The sequence below is a fragment of the Kitasatospora sp. NPDC059747 genome (genome assembly GCF_042732955.1).
In the GTDB taxonomy this organism is placed as follows: Bacteria; Actinomycetota; Actinomycetes; order Streptomycetales; family Streptomycetaceae; genus Kitasatospora.
Genome location: NZ_JBHWGV010000178.1, coordinates 1 through 13,806, shown reverse-complemented (window position 1 = coordinate 13,806; position 13,806 = coordinate 1). Strand labels below are relative to the sequence as shown.

Sequence of the window (13,806 nt, the reverse complement as noted above, 5' to 3'; positions counted from 1 at the left end):
GAGCCCAGCCCCCCCCCCCCCCCGGGCCCCCCCGCCCCCCGCCCCCGCCCCCCCGCCCCGGGGAACCGGAACCACCGGCCACACCCGGCCCTTGCGGGCCGTCGACCACCTGTGGAGAACCCATGAGCAAGCTCGCCGGAATCCCCCTGTCCGTCCTCGACGTCGTGCCCGTCTTCGCCGGCGGGACCGCGACCCAGGCGCTGCGCGACACCGTGGCCCTCGCCCCCAAGGTCGAGGCGCTCGGCTACCTGCGCTACTGGGTCGCCGAGCACCACAACACCCCGAGCCTCGCCACCTCGGCACCGGGGGTCCTCGTCGGCAGCCTCGCCGCGGTCACCACCACCCTCAAGGTCGGATCGGGCGGCGTGCTGCTGCCCAACCACGCACCGCTGGTCGTGGCCGAGCAGTTCGGCACGCTGGAGGCCCTGCACCCGGGCCGGATCGACCTCGGCCTCGGGCGCGCGCCCGGCACCGACCCGCTCACCGCCCGCGCGCTGCGCCGGGTGCCCGAGCTGGGCCAGGACGACTTCGCGCACCAGATAGCCGAGCTCGACGGGTACTTCGCGCCCGGCTCCCCCGACTCCGGCATCGTCGCGGTGCCCGCCGCCGACGGCCGCCCGGACCTGTGGATGCTGGGCTCCAGCCCGTCGAGCGCCCAGGCGGCCGGCGCGCTCGGCCTGCCGTACGCCTTCGCCCACCAGATCAACCCGCACGCCGCGGCGCACGCCCTGGAGCTGTACCGCAGGTCCTTCCGGCCCTCCGCCCACCTCGACCGGCCCCGCACCCTGGTCGCCGCGCTGGTCACCGTGGCCGAGACCGACGCCGCGGCCCGGGCCGCGGCCGCACCTTACCTCCTCGGCAAGATACGGATGCGCATGGTGCCGCGCTTCGACGCCTTCCCGTCCGCGCGGGAGACCGCCGCGCACGTGTTCTCCCCGGCCGAGCGGCAGTTCCTGGACGATCTGGTCGAGCCCCAGCTGGTCGGCGGCCCGGAGACGGTCCGCGAGAAGCTCACCGCGCTGGTGGCGCGCACCGGCGCGGACGAGCTGATGGCGCTGACCATCGTGCCCGACCAGGGCGAGCGGCTGCGCTCCTTCGAGCTCCTCGCCGAGGCCGCGGCCGCGGTGCGGCCCGGGGCCGGCACCGAGGGTGTTTCAGTTCGGCTTTAGAGATCCCCGAGAGAGTCGTGCACGGTCCAGAGTCCGCCAGCCGCCCCGGAGTTCGAATGCGTTCGCGCCGCACCGCCCCGCTCGAAGCCGTGCTGCTGTCCGTTCTCGTGCTCGTCGGCGCCCAGGCCTGCGGCCCCGGCGCCGACGGCACGCCGGGCGGCTCCGGGCCGCGCACCGGCGGCCACCTGACGTACGCGGTGAAGAAGGAGCCGGACTGCTGGGACCCGCACACCAGCGCCCAGGACGTGACGGCCTTCGTCCAGCGGCCGGTGTTCGACTCGTTGGTCTACCAGACCCCGGACGGCGAGCTGGAACCCTGGCTCGCGCAGTCCTGGCGCACGAGCGAGGACGGCGAGGTCTACACCTTCACCCTCCGCCAGGACGTGACCTTCCACGACGGCACACCGCTCGACGCCGAGGCGGTGAAGGCCAACTTCGACCACATCACGGCCAAGGAGACCCGCTCCCAGTACGCCGCGGGCCTGCTCGGCCCGTACCAGGGGACCACCGTCACCGGGAAGTACCAGCTGGAGGTGCGCTTCGAGCGCCCCTACGCACCCTTCCTGCAGGCCCTCAGCACCACGTACCTGGGCATCGCCTCGCCGGCCTCGCTCAAGGCCGGCACGGACAAGTTGTGCTCCGGCACCGACTCGGTGGGCTCGGGCCCTTTCAAGGCCGGCGCCTACCTGCGCGGCCAGCAGCGGCAGTACAGCAGGAACCCCGACTACCAGTGGGCCCCCGAGCACGCCGGGCACATCGGCCCGGCCATGCTCGACTCCCTCACGCTGCGGTTCATCGCCGAGGACACCACCAGGGTCGGCGCGCTGACCTCGGGCCAGGTGTCGGCCATCGACGCCGTCCCGGCCAACCAGGCGCCCATGGTGTCCCGGGATCCCCACCTCGGCATCCTCACCATGGACGTCCCCGGCGTGGTGGACACCTTCTTCCTCAACACCCGCAGCGAGCTCTTCTCCGACGTGCGGGTGCGCACGGCCTTCCAGCGCGCCATCGACCTCGACGCCATCACCAAGTCCGTCTTCCAGGGCACCGGCACGCGCGCCTGGAGCCCGCTCGCCCCCTCCACCCCGCACAGCTACGACGCCGCCCTGGAGAAGAGCTGGCCGTTCGACCGCGCGCTGGCCGGCCGGCTCCTGGACGAGGCCGGCTGGACCGGCCGCGACGCCCAGGGCTACCGCACCAAGGACGGCCGCACGCTCACCGTCGTCGCACCCGTCTACGGCAAGCCGAGCCTCTTCTCACAGGCGGTCCAGGGCGATCTGAAGAAGTCCGGGATCAGACTGGACCTGGCCGCCTCCACCGACGCCACCGAGGTCGCGGGACGGCTGGCCCAGGGCCGCTACGACGTGGTCGAGACCTCCTGGGGCCGCGCCGACGGCGACATGCTCAGCCACTTCTTCCTCACCACCGAGGGTTCGGCCACCGGCCACAACTTCTCCCGGGTCTCCGACCCCGGGGTCGACGACTGGCTCCGGCGGGCCCAGGCGTCCCAGTCGCCGGACGAGCGCGCCGCGGACTACGCCGAGGTGCAGCGCTGGGCGCTCGATCAGGCGGCCGTGGTGCCCGCGTACGTCGTGAAGGCCGCCGTGGGCGTGAACCGGAAGGTGCACGGCCTGCGCCTCGGCAGCTCGGCCTGGCCCGAGTTCTACGGCGCCTGGACGGAGGCCCGCTGATGCCCGCCCTCCTGCGCGTCGTCGCGTCCCGGCTCGGGGGCGCCGTCCTCGTGGTCTGGGGCGCGGCCAGCTGCGCCTTCCTGGCGCTGCACCTGATCCCCGGCGACCCGGTGAACGCCATCGTCGGCTCGAACTCCCTGGTCGGCGACGAGCAGCGGGCGGAGGTCCGGCACCACTACGGCCTCGACCAGCCGCTGGCAGTCCAGTACCTGCGCTACCTGCTCCGGCTGGCGCACGGCGACCTCGGCGACTCCTACCAGCTGCAGCAGCCGGTCTCCTCCGTGCTCTCCGCACAGTTCCGGCCGACCGCCGAACTGGCGCTGTGGGCCACGCTGGTGGCGGTGGCGCTGGCGGTCGCCGTCGCGGTGCTCACCTCGGGCCGCTCCCGGCTGCCGCGCCGGGTGTCGGCCGCGATCGAGCTGGTCGTCGTCTCCACGCCGTCCTTCTGGCTCGGGATCGTCCTGCTGACGGTCTTCTCGTTCCGGCTCGGCTGGCTGCCCGTCTCCGACGGCGACGACGTGCGGTCGCTCGTCCTGCCGGTGGCCACACTGGCCCTGCCGATCGCCGCGGTCCTCATCCCGGTCGTGCGCGAGGGACTGCTGCGGGCCCTGGAGCAGCCGTTCGCGCAGACCGCCCGGGCCCGCGGACTCGCCGAGCCCGCCGTGCGCGTGCGGCACGGGCTGCGGCACGCCGCCCTGCCGGCGCTCACCCTGACCGGCTGGTTCACCGGCACGCTGCTGGGCGGGGCGGTGGTCGTGGAGGACGTGTTCGCCAGGTCCGGGATCGGCCGGGTCACCCTGCAGGCCGTCGAGGGCCGCGACCTCCCGGTCGTGCAGGGAGTGGTCGCGCTGTCCGCGGTGGTGTTCGTCGCCGTGGGCGCGCTGATCGAGGTGCTGTACGCGCTGGTCGATCCGCGGCTGCGCGAGGGAACGGGGGTGACGGCGGCATGACCACCGAACAGCCGGTGCGGACCGGCCCGTTGACGGCGCTGACCGAACGGGTCCCGGGCGTCCGGCCGCGGCCCGGCGTGCTGCTCGCCGCGGCCCTGCTGGCCCTGATCCTGCTGGCCGCCCTCGTCCCGTCCCTGTTCGCGGACGGCAACCCGACCGACACCGATCCGCTGAACGCGCTCCAGCCGCCGGGCTCCGAGCACTGGTTCGGCACCGACCAGCTCGGCCGGGACGTCTTCACCAGGGTGGTGCACGGCACCCGCTACTCGCTCGCGATCGGCGCCGCGGCGACCGGCTGCGGAGTGGCCCTCGCCGTGCTCTGGGGCCTGGCCGCCGCGCTGTCCGGCCGGTTCGGGAACGCCCTGCTGATGCGCATCGCCGACGCGCTGCTCGCGGTGCCCGGCCTGCTGCTCGCCCTCCTGGTCGTCCTCGTCGTCGGCAAGGGCGTGACGGGCGCGACGGCCGCCGTGGCGGTCGGGCTCGCCCCCGGCTTCGCCCGGGTGGTCCGCGCCCAGGCCCTGCTGGTGCGCCGCTCGGGATACGTCGAGGCCGCCGTCGCGATCGGGGTCCGCCGGTCGCTGATCGTCCTGCGGCACGTCCTGCCCAACACGCTCGCGCCGCTGCTCGTCCTGGCGACCGTCACCCTCGGCGCGTCCGTCTCCACCGGGGCGGCGCTCAGCTACCTCGGCCTCGGCGCCCAGCCGCCGACGCCGGAGTGGGGCGCGATGCTCACCGAGGGCCAGGGCTTCCTCGAACAGGCCTGGTGGATCGCGTTCTTCCCCGGCCTGCTGCTGGTCACCACGGTGGTGACCGTCACCGTGCTGGGACGCCACGCACAGGCACGATCCGAAGGGCGGTCCGCGGCATGACGGAACCACTGATCGACGTGGCCGGGCTCGACGTCAGGTTCGGCACGGGGGGCGGACAGGTCCACGCCGTTCGCGGCGCCTCGCTCAGCCTGGACGCCGGCCGGTGCCTGGCCCTGGTCGGCGAGTCCGGCTCGGGCAAGAGCACGTTCGCCCGCAGCCTGCTGGGCCTCGCCGGGCCCACCGCGGCCGTCACCGCGCAGCGGCTGCGCATCTGCGGGGACGACGCCCGGAAGTTCGGGCCGCGCGACTGGCGTGCGGTCCGGGGCCGGCGGATCGGGCTGGTCGCCCAGGACGCACTGGTCGCCCTCGACCCGCTGCGCCCGGTCGGCCGGGAGATCGCCGAATCGTTGCTGACCCACCGGACCGTACCCCGGCGCGACGCCGGGGCGGTGGTGGTCGATCTGCTGACCCGGGTCGGCGTGCCGGAGCCGGCCGAGCGGGCCCGCGCGTACGTCCACCAGCTGTCGGGCGGACTCCGGCAGCGGGCGCTGATCGCCTCCGCCCTGGCGGCGGACCCGGCCGTCCTGATCGCCGACGAGCCGACGACCGCGCTGGACGCCGCCGTGCAGTCCCGGATCCTCGCACTGCTGGGCGAGTTGAAGGCGGCCGGCACCGGCGTGCTGCTGATCAGCCACGACCTCGCCGTGGTCGAGGCCCTGGCCGACGAGGTCGCGGTGATGAAGGACGGCCGCGTCGTCGAGTCGGGCCCGGTCGGCGAGGTGCTCGACCGCCCCCGCCACGCCTACACCCGCTCGCTGCTGGCCGCGGTGCCGGGCGGCCACCCGCGGGCGGCCCGGCCGTCCAGCGGCACCGGCCGCCCGGTGCTGCGGGCCGAGGGCGTCGGCAAGCACTACCAGGGTCCGCGACGCAGCCGGCGGACGGCCGTGGAGCAGGTCTCGTTCACCCTGCACGCCGGCGAGGCGCTCGGCCTCGTCGGCGAGTCGGGCTCCGGGAAGTCCACGCTCGCCCGGATCGCCCTCGGCCTGCTGGCTCCCGACACCGGCGAGGTGCGGCTGGACGGCGAGCCGTGGAGCACGCTGCCCGAACGGGCCCGGCGGGCCCGGCGGCACGCCATCCAGCTCGTCCCGCAGGACCCGCTGAGCGCCTTCGACCCGCGCTGGACGGTGGCCCGGATCATCGACGAGGCCCTGGGCGCCGCGGGAACGGCCCGCGCGGAGCGCCACGACCGGACGGTGCGGCTGCTGCGGCAGGTGGGACTCCCGGAGGAACTGCTGGAGCGCCGGCCGCTCGCCCTGTCCGGCGGCCAGCGTCAGCGCGTGGCCATCGCCCGGGCGCTCGCCCCCGGGCCCCGGGTGCTCGTGTGCGACGAACCGGTGTCGGCGCTGGACGTGTCCGTCCAGGCACAGATCCTCGACCTGCTGCGGGAGTTGCAGGACTCCCTCGGTCTGGCGACGCTCTTCGTCTCCCACGACCTGGCGGTCGTCCGGGAGGTGTGCACACGGGTGATGGTGATGCGCGCCGGCCGCGTCGTGGAGTCGGGACCGGTGGAGGAGGTCCTCGCGACGCCCTCGCACCCGTACACCGCGGAGTTGCTCGACGCGGTACCGCGCCGCACCCGTGCGGCGTTTGGTGCTGCCAAAGAACAGCTTTAGATCCGGCCAATGAGCCGCTGCAAGCCTCGAAGGGCCAATTTCGGACACTCTTGCGCCCCGGAGGCCGCCACTCATGCCCGCCACGCCGAGACCGCCGAGAACCACCAGACTGCCCTCGCTCACCGGGATGCGGTTCATCGCCGCCCTGCTCGTCTTCGCCTTCCACACCACCTGGCAGACCCGGTTCATCCCGGGTGGTGCGGGCGACACCCTCAGCACCGTCTTCGCCAACGCCGGCTTCTACGGCGTGAGCTTCTTCTTCGTGCTCAGCGGCTTCGTCCTGACCTGGTCGGCGCGGCCGAACGACACCGCGACCCGGGTCTGGCGGCGCCGGCTCGTCAAGATCTACCCGAACCACCTGGTCACCTTCGTGATCGCCGCCGCCCTGATGCTCGCGGCCTCCGACGTCTTCACCACGGAGGGCACGCTGACCAACCTGTTCCTGCTGCAGGCGTGGGTGCCGCAGATCCAGGTCCCCAACACGATGAACGCCGTCAGCTGGTCACTCTCCTGCGAACTGTTCTTCTACCTGAGCTTCCCGTGGCTCCTGCGCCTGCTCGACCGGGTGCCGGTACGGCGCCTGTGGGCCCTCGCCGGAGCCCTCGCCGTGTGCACCGTGGCGGTCCCGTGGATCAGCCTGCACACCCTGCACGGACAGCCGCTGCCCTTCATCGCCGACGGCTCGCTCTCCTTCGAGCAGATCTGGTTCGTCTACTTCTTCCCGCCGGTCCGGGCGCTGGAGTTCGTCCTCGGCATGGTCGCCGCCCGGCTCGTGCTGTCCGGCTCGTGGCCGCGGATCGGCCTGTGGCCGGCCGGCCTGATCGCCGTCGGCGGCTACGCCCTCAACTCGGCCGTGCCGTACCTGTACGGCGTCGCGGGCACCGCCGCCCTCTGGCTCACCCCGCTGGTCGCGAGCGCCGCCGTCGCCGACCGCGACGGCACCCCGACCCCGTTCCGGGGCCGGCTCCTGGTACGGCTCGGCGAACTCTCCTTCGCCTTCTACATGGTGCACGGCCTCGTCGTCACGTACGGGCACCGGTGGCTCGTCGAGGGGCGGAGCCTGCCGACGGCCGCCGCGGCCGCCCTGCTCGTCGCGGCTCTGGCGTTCTGCCTGGTGCTGGCCCTCGCGCTGTTCACCTGGGTCGAGAGCCCGCTCGTGCGCCTGCTCAGCACACCTCGCGCGGAGCGCCGCGCGCCGCACACCACACCCCTTTCCGTCCCCGCCCTGGAGGCCAAGGAATGACCGACACCACGCGAGCCGCGAGCGACGACCGCCGACCACCGGCGTACCCCCAGGCCCGCGGCTGCCCCTTCCAGCCGCCGTCCGGTTACGACCGGTACCGCGAGGAAGGACCGGTCTCCGCCGTCGAGCTCTACGACGGCCGCCGGGTGTGGGCCGTCAGCGGCCACACCGAGGCCCGTCAGGTCCTGCTCGACGCCGCCACCTTCTCCTCCGACCGCGTCCACCGCGACTACCCGGCCACCGCCCCGCGCTTCGAATCCGCGCGCAAGGTCAAGAACTTCATCGGCATGGACCCGCCGGAACACACCGTCCAGCGGCGCATGCTGCTCTCCACCTTCACCGTCAAGAAGGTGCAGGCGCTGCGCCCCGGCATCCAGCGCCTGGTCGACGAGCTCGTGGACGCCATCGAGGCCAAGGGCCCGGTGGCCGACCTCGTTCCCGACTTCGCGCTGCCCGTGCCGTCGATCGTCATCTGCGAGCTGCTCGGCGTGCCCTACGCCGACCACACGTTCTTCGAACAGCAGTCACGGCGCGTGGTCACCGGGAGCACCACCCTGGAGGACAGCGCCGACGCCTTCGCGCAGCTGAGCTCCTACCTCGACGAGCTGATCCGGCGCAAGGAACGCGAACCGGGCGACGGGCTGCTCGACACCCTGATCGCCGAGCAGCTGGCCGTCGGCGCGCTCTCCCACCGCGAACTGGTGGACATCGCACTGCTGCTGCTCGTCGCGGGCCACGAGACCACCGCGAGCGCCATCGCCCTCGGTGTCCTCACCCTGCTGAAGCACCCGGACCAGCTCGCCGCCCTGCGCGACAACCCGGACGTGCTGCCGACCGCGGTCGAGGAACTGCTGCGCTACATGGCGATCGCCGACGGCGTGGCCCGGTTCGCCACCACCGACACCGAGCTGGGCGGACAGCGCATCAAGGCCGGTGACGGGGTCGTCGTGGTCATCTCCACCGCCAACCGGGACGAGGCCGCCTTCCCCGCGGCCGGGTCGTTCGACGTCGCCCGCGGTGCCCGGCACCACATCTCCTTCGGCCACGGCGTCCACCAGTGCATCGGCCAGAACCTGGCCCGGGCAGAGATGGAGATCGCCCTGTCCACGCTCTTCCGCCGGCTGCCGGGTCTGCGGCTGGCCGTGCCGGAGACGGAACTGCCGGTCAAGGAGGCGGGCGGGGTCCAGGGCGTCTGGAAACTGCCGGTCACCTGGTGACGAGTGCCAATCTGCAGACTGGCAGCGGTACCTGACGGATCAGAACAACGAGGAGAACAATGCGCATCACGGCCGACACCGGAAGGTGTCTGGGCGCGGGACAGTGCGTCCTGTCCGCACCCGACCGCTTCGACCAGTCGACGGAAGGCACGGTGCTCGTGCTGACACCCTCGGTGGAGGGGGAGGCGGAGGAAGCGCGGCTGCGCGAGACCATCGCGCTCTGCCCGTCGCAGGCGATCGCCCTGGAGGCCTGACCATGCCCGTGACGGGAAACCTCGCCGACGCGATCGCCGACCACCGGGCCGGCCCGCGCCCGCTCGGCGAACTGCCCGCCGTACCAGGCGTCTCGGTGCGCGAGCTGTTCGTGCCCGGCCCTCCGGGGGCCCCGGACGTGCGGGTGCGGATCTACCGGCCCGACGCCGAGGACGCCGCGCTGCCCGCGGTGCTCTGGATCCACGGCGGGGGCTTCGTCCTCGGCAACGTGGACGCCGCTCACCACGGCGCCGCGCAGGCCGCCCTGCACGCCTCGGCCGTCGTGGTCGCCGTGGCCTACCGGCTCGCGCCCGAGCACCCGTTCCCGGCGGGTCTGGACGACTGCTGGGCGGCACTGGAGTGGACCGCCGCGAACCCGGCCGAGCTGGGCGCCGACCCGGCCCGGCTCGCCGTGGCCGGCGCGAGCTCCGGCGGCTGTCTCGCCGCGGGCCTCACCCTGCTCGCGCGCGACCGCGGCGGCCCCGCGCTGTGCTTCCAGCACCTGAGCACCCCGGTGCTGGACGACCGGCTGAACACCCCCTCGATGGCCGAACACACCGCCACACCCATCTGGAACCGGCCGCTCGCCGAGGAGAGCTGGCAGCTCTACCTCGGGGCGGGGCGGGAGACGACGCCGAAGTACGCCGCACCGGCCCGCGCCGCGGACCTCCGCGGCCTGCCACCGGCGTACATCTCCACGGCGGGCCTCGACCCGCTGCGCGACGAGGGACTCCGCTACGGCCTACGGCTCGCCGAGGCGGGTGTGCCCACCGAAGTCCACAACTACCCCGGTGCCTACCACGCCTTCGGCGGCGCGGCGGCCCCGGAGGACCAGCAGCGGATCGCGGTCGAGCACCTGGTCACGCTGCGCCGCGGGCTGCACCCGGACCGCCGGGTTTAGCAGGGTTTAGAACGCGCAAAGGTCGTCGTTAGCCCCGCTGGCGAGGGTGGTTGCCACCAGGTCGTCGTCGACGAGGGAGCACGTCACAGACCATGCGTAGCGACCACTCCGCACCGATCGCCGTCATCGGACTCGCCTGCCGCCTGCCCAAGGCGCCCGACCCCGCCGCGTTCTGGCAGCTGCTCAGCAGCGGCGAGGACGCGATGGGAGAGGCGCCGGCGGGCCGGTGGTCCGCTGCCGCCCCCGCCCGTGGCGCCTTCCTCGACGAGGTCGACCGCTTCGATGCCGCCTTCTTCGGGATCTCCCCGCGCGAGGCCGCGGCGATGGACCCGCAGCAGCGGCTGATGCTCGAACTCGGCTGGGAGGCGCTGGAGGAGTCCGGAATCGTCCCGGCCGCACTCACCGGCAGCCGCACCGCGGTGTTCGCGAGCGCCATCTGGGACGACTACGCGGCCCTGCACCACCGCCGCGGTGAGGACGCCGGCGACCGCCACGCGGTGACCGGCCTCCACCGCGGGATCCTCGCCAACCGGCTCTCGTACGTCCTCGGCCTCACCGGCCCGAGCCTCACGGTGGACGCGGCACAGTCCTCGTCGCTCGTCGCGGTCCACCTGGCCTGCGAGAGCCTGCGCAGCGGCGAGTCCGAACTCGCCGTCGTCGGCGGGGTCAACCTGATCCTCTCCCCCGGATCCAGTGCCGACAGCGCCCGGTTCGGCGCCCTCTCCCCCGACGGACGCTGCTACACGTTCGACGCCCGCGCCAACGGCTACGTCCGCGGCGAGGGCGGCGTCGCCGTCGTCCTCAAGCCCCTCGACCGCGCGCTCGCCGACGGCGACCACGTGCACTGCGTGATCCTCGGCAGCGCCGTCAACAACGACGGTGCCTCCACCGCCCTGACCGTCCCCGACCGGACCGCGCAGGAGGCCGTGCTGCGCACGGCCCACGAGCGGGCCGGCACCCCGCCGCTCGCCGTGCAGTACGTCGAACTGCACGGCACCGGCACGCCGGTGGGCGACCCGGTCGAGGCGGCGGCCCTGGGCGCCGTGCTCGGCCGCGGCCGGACGCCGGACGACGCGCTGCACGTCGGCTCGGCGAAGACGAACGTCGGCCACCTGGAGGGCGCCGCCGGACTCGTCGGCCTGCTGAAGACGGCGCTGGCCATCTCGCGGGGCAGCATCCCGGCGAGCCTCAACTTCCGCGCGCCCAACCCGGCGATCCCCCTGGACGAGCTCGGTCTGCGGGTGCGCACCGAGCAGGGCCCGTGGCCACGGGCGGAGCTCCCGCTGGTCGCGGGCGTCAGCTCGTTCGGCATGGGCGGCACCAACTGCCACGTGGTGCTGGCCGATGCCGCGAGCGTGGCCGAGCTGCGCGGAACGGGCCCGGTGAGCACACCGGCCGGCTCCGCCACCGCTCTCGCCGCCGAACAGGGCGCGGACGGCGCCGGACCCGTCCCGTGGCCGCTGTCCGCACGCGACGCCCGGTCCCTGCGGGCCCAGGCCGCCCGGCTCCGCGACCACCTGGCCCCCGGGGCCGGCACCGCCCGCCCGGTCGACACGGCCCATGCGCTGGCCACCACGAGGACGCTCTTCGACGAGCGCGCCGTGGTGCTGGCGGACGACCCCGCCGGGCTGCTGCGCGGCGTCGAGGCGCTGGCCGCCGGCGAGGACCATCCGGCGATCGTGCGGGGGCGGGCGTCCGGCCCCGCGGGCGTCGCGTTCCTGTTCACCGGCCAGGGCAGTCAGCGCGCCGGCATGGGCCGCGAACTCCACGCCGCCCACCCCGAGTTCGCCGCCGCCTTCGACGCCGCCTGCGCCGCCCTCGACCCCCACCTCGACCACCCGCTGCGCGACATCGTCTTCGCCGACGAGGGCACCCCCGAAGCCGCGCTCCTCCACCAGACCCGCTACACCCAACCCGCCCTCTTCGCCCTCGAAACCGCCCTCCACCACCTGGTGGGACGGTTCGGCCTGACGCCGGACCACCTCGCCGGCCACTCCGTCGGCGAGATCGTCGCCGCCCACGCCGCGGGAGTCCTCTCGCTCGACGACGCCGCACTCCTGGTCGCCGCCCGCGGACGGCTCATGCAGGCAGTGCCCGCGGGCGGGGCCATGGCCGCCGTCGAGGCCACCGAGGACGAGGTGCTGCCGCTCCTCGACGCGCGCGTCTCCCTCGCCGCCGTCAACGGACCCCGCGCCGTCGTCATCGCCGGCGACGAACCCGACGTCCTGCGCGTCACCGAAGCGCTGACCGCCCAGGGCCGGCGCACCCGGCGCCTCACCACGAGCCACGCCTTCCACTCCCCCCACATGGACCCCGTCCTCGACGAGTTCCACCGCGTCGCCGCCGGACTGACCTTCCACGCACCCCGCGTCCCGGTGGTCTCGAACGTCACCGGCGAGCTCGCCACCGCCGAGGAGCTCACCTCCCCCGCGTACTGGACGCGGCACATCCGCGAGGCCGTCCGCTTCCACGACGGCATCCGCACGCTGCGCCGCAACGGCGTCGGCGTGTTCCTCGAACTCGGCCCCGACGCCGTGCTCACCGGCATGGGCCGCGAGTCCCTGGCGGGCCAGGACGAGGACGACCCCGTGCTGCTGGCCGCGCTGCGCCGCGGCCGTCCCGAACCGACGACCCTGCTGGCCGCCCTCGCGGGCGCGCACGTCCGGGGCGCCCGGGTGGACTGGGCCGGGTCACCCGCCGTCCGGGGTGGACGTCCCGTCCCCCTGCCGACCTACGCGTTCCAGCGCGAACGCCACTGGCTCGACACCCCGGCCGCGTCCCCCGCGCCCGAGACCGCCCCCGCACCGGCGACGGCCCCCGCACCGGCACCGCAGACCGGGCCGGCGGGCCCGGCCTCGGCGGGCCGCCCGGCCCGACCGGCCGCGCCCGTCGAACTGCTCGACCTCGTGCGCACCCAGACCGCCATCGTGCTCGGCCACGTCACGGGTGACACCGTGGACACCGGCCGCACCTTCAAGGACCTCGGCTTCGACTCGCTCGCCGGGGTCGAGCTGCGCGACCGCCTGCAGGCCGCCACCGGGCTGACACTGCCGACCGCGCTGATCTACAACCACCCGACCCCCGAGGCCGTCGTCGGGATGCTCCACGAGCGGCTGTCCGGCACCCGGACGGACGTCGCGGCGCCGGCCACGGCCCCCTCCCGGACCGGCGCCGACGACCCGATCGCGATCGTCGGCATGGCCTGCCGCTACCCGGGCGGCGTCGCCTCCCCCGAGGACCTCTGGCGGCTCGTCGCCTCCGGCACCGACGCCATCGGCGACTTCCCCACCAACCGCGGCTGGGACCTCTCCGCGCTGTACGACCCCGACCCGGACCACCCCGGCACGTCCTACACCCGCAAGGGCGGATTCCTCCACGACGCGGGCGAGTTCGACCCCGCACTGTTCGGGATCAGCCCGCGCGAGGCCCTCGCGATGGACCCGCAGCAGCGCCTGCTGCTGGAAACCGCGTGGGAGACGTTCGAACGCGCCGGCATCGCACCCGACGGACTGCGCGGGAGCGCGTCGGGCGTCTTCATCGGCGCGACCGCGCAGGACTACGGTGCCCGGCTGCACGAACCCGCCGACGGCCTCGACGGCTACCTGCTGACCGGCGGCACCGTGAGCGTCGCCTCCGGCCGGATCGCCTACACGTTCGGGCTGGAGGGCCCGGCGGTCACCGTCGACACCGCGTGCTCCTCCTCCCTCGTCGCCCTGCACCTCGCCGCCCAAGCCCTGCGGCAGGGCGAGTGCGACCTCGCACTCGCCGGCGGCGTCACGGTCATGCCGACGCCCGGCATGTTCCTGGAGTTCAGCCGGCAGCGCGGACTGTCCGCCGACGGCCGCTGCAAGCCGTTCGCCGCGGCGGCCGACGGCACCGGCTGGTCCGAAGGCGTCGGCCT

The 13,806-nt window shown here is 74.4% G+C and carries 10 protein-coding genes; all 10 read left to right on the top strand.

The annotated features are described in order from the left end of the window. Positions 1-122 precede the first annotated feature (122 nt). Positions 123-1,169, top strand: coding sequence for an LLM class flavin-dependent oxidoreductase (locus ACFV4G_RS40640; RefSeq protein ID WP_380448165.1), 1,047 nt, complete (start codon positions 123-125; stop codon positions 1,167-1,169). Positions 1,170-1,225: 56 nt separating this feature from the next. After that, positions 1,226-2,860, top strand: coding sequence for an ABC transporter substrate-binding protein (locus tag ACFV4G_RS40635; RefSeq protein ID WP_380448163.1), 1,635 nt, complete (start codon positions 1,226-1,228; stop codon positions 2,858-2,860). Further along, positions 2,860-3,810, top strand: coding sequence for an ABC transporter permease (locus ACFV4G_RS40630; protein WP_380448161.1), 951 nt, complete (start codon positions 2,860-2,862; stop codon positions 3,808-3,810). Before ACFV4G_RS40635 ends, ACFV4G_RS40630 begins: the two co-directional genes overlap by 1 nt. Beyond that, complete coding sequence (locus tag ACFV4G_RS40625) at positions 3,807-4,679, top strand: ABC transporter permease (protein ID WP_380448159.1); 873 nt, start codon at positions 3,807-3,809, stop codon at positions 4,677-4,679. The genes ACFV4G_RS40630 and ACFV4G_RS40625 overlap by 4 nt, the downstream gene beginning before the upstream one ends. Then, complete coding sequence (locus ACFV4G_RS40620) at positions 4,676-6,292, top strand: dipeptide ABC transporter ATP-binding protein (RefSeq protein WP_380448157.1); 1,617 nt, start codon at positions 4,676-4,678, stop codon at positions 6,290-6,292. Before ACFV4G_RS40625 ends, ACFV4G_RS40620 begins: the two co-directional genes overlap by 4 nt. A gap of 73 nt (positions 6,293-6,365) precedes the next feature. Then, on the top strand, positions 6,366-7,535 hold the full coding sequence (locus ACFV4G_RS40615) for an acyltransferase family protein (protein WP_380448155.1): 1,170 nt from the start codon (positions 6,366-6,368) through the stop codon (positions 7,533-7,535). After that, positions 7,532-8,752: a cytochrome P450 gene (locus tag ACFV4G_RS40610; RefSeq protein ID WP_380448153.1), complete on the top strand. Its 1,221-nt coding sequence runs from the start codon at positions 7,532-7,534 to the stop codon at positions 8,750-8,752. Before ACFV4G_RS40615 ends, ACFV4G_RS40610 begins: the two co-directional genes overlap by 4 nt. Positions 8,753-8,811: 59 nt before the next feature. Then, on the top strand, positions 8,812-9,006 hold the full coding sequence (locus ACFV4G_RS40605; RefSeq protein WP_359973423.1) for a ferredoxin: 195 nt from the start codon (positions 8,812-8,814) through the stop codon (positions 9,004-9,006). 2 nt (positions 9,007-9,008) lie between these two features. Further along, positions 9,009-9,905 carry an alpha/beta hydrolase gene (locus tag ACFV4G_RS40600; RefSeq protein WP_380448151.1) on the top strand — a complete coding sequence of 299 codons (897 nt, stop codon included), beginning with the start codon at positions 9,009-9,011 and terminating at the stop codon, positions 9,903-9,905. A 92-nt stretch (positions 9,906-9,997) separates the two neighbouring features. Beyond that, positions 9,998-13,806: type I polyketide synthase (locus ACFV4G_RS40595; RefSeq protein ID WP_380448149.1), on the top strand; the 3,809-nt coding region annotated here is incomplete at its 3' end.

What these genes read in the sequence shown, in the direction of transcription:
- ACFV4G_RS40625 (WP_380448159.1), top strand. Translation starts at nt 3,807, where the DNA reads ATGACCACCGAACAGCCGGTGCGGACCGGCCCGTTGACGGCGCTGACC.
- ACFV4G_RS40600 (WP_380448151.1), top strand. Translation starts at nt 9,009, where the DNA reads ATGCCCGTGACGGGAAACCTCGCCGACGCGATCGCCGACCACCGGGCC.
- ACFV4G_RS40605 (WP_359973423.1), top strand. Translation starts at nt 8,812, where the DNA reads ATGCGCATCACGGCCGACACCGGAAGGTGTCTGGGCGCGGGACAGTGC.
- ACFV4G_RS40630 (WP_380448161.1), top strand. Translation starts at nt 2,860, where the DNA reads ATGCCCGCCCTCCTGCGCGTCGTCGCGTCCCGGCTCGGGGGCGCCGTC.
- ACFV4G_RS40640 (WP_380448165.1), top strand. Translation starts at nt 123, where the DNA reads ATGAGCAAGCTCGCCGGAATCCCCCTGTCCGTCCTCGACGTCGTGCCC.
- ACFV4G_RS40620 (WP_380448157.1), top strand. Translation starts at nt 4,676, where the DNA reads ATGACGGAACCACTGATCGACGTGGCCGGGCTCGACGTCAGGTTCGGC.
- ACFV4G_RS40635 (WP_380448163.1), top strand. Translation starts at nt 1,226, where the DNA reads ATGCGTTCGCGCCGCACCGCCCCGCTCGAAGCCGTGCTGCTGTCCGTT.
- ACFV4G_RS40615 (WP_380448155.1), top strand. Translation starts at nt 6,366, where the DNA reads ATGCCCGCCACGCCGAGACCGCCGAGAACCACCAGACTGCCCTCGCTC.
- ACFV4G_RS40610 (WP_380448153.1), top strand. Translation starts at nt 7,532, where the DNA reads ATGACCGACACCACGCGAGCCGCGAGCGACGACCGCCGACCACCGGCG.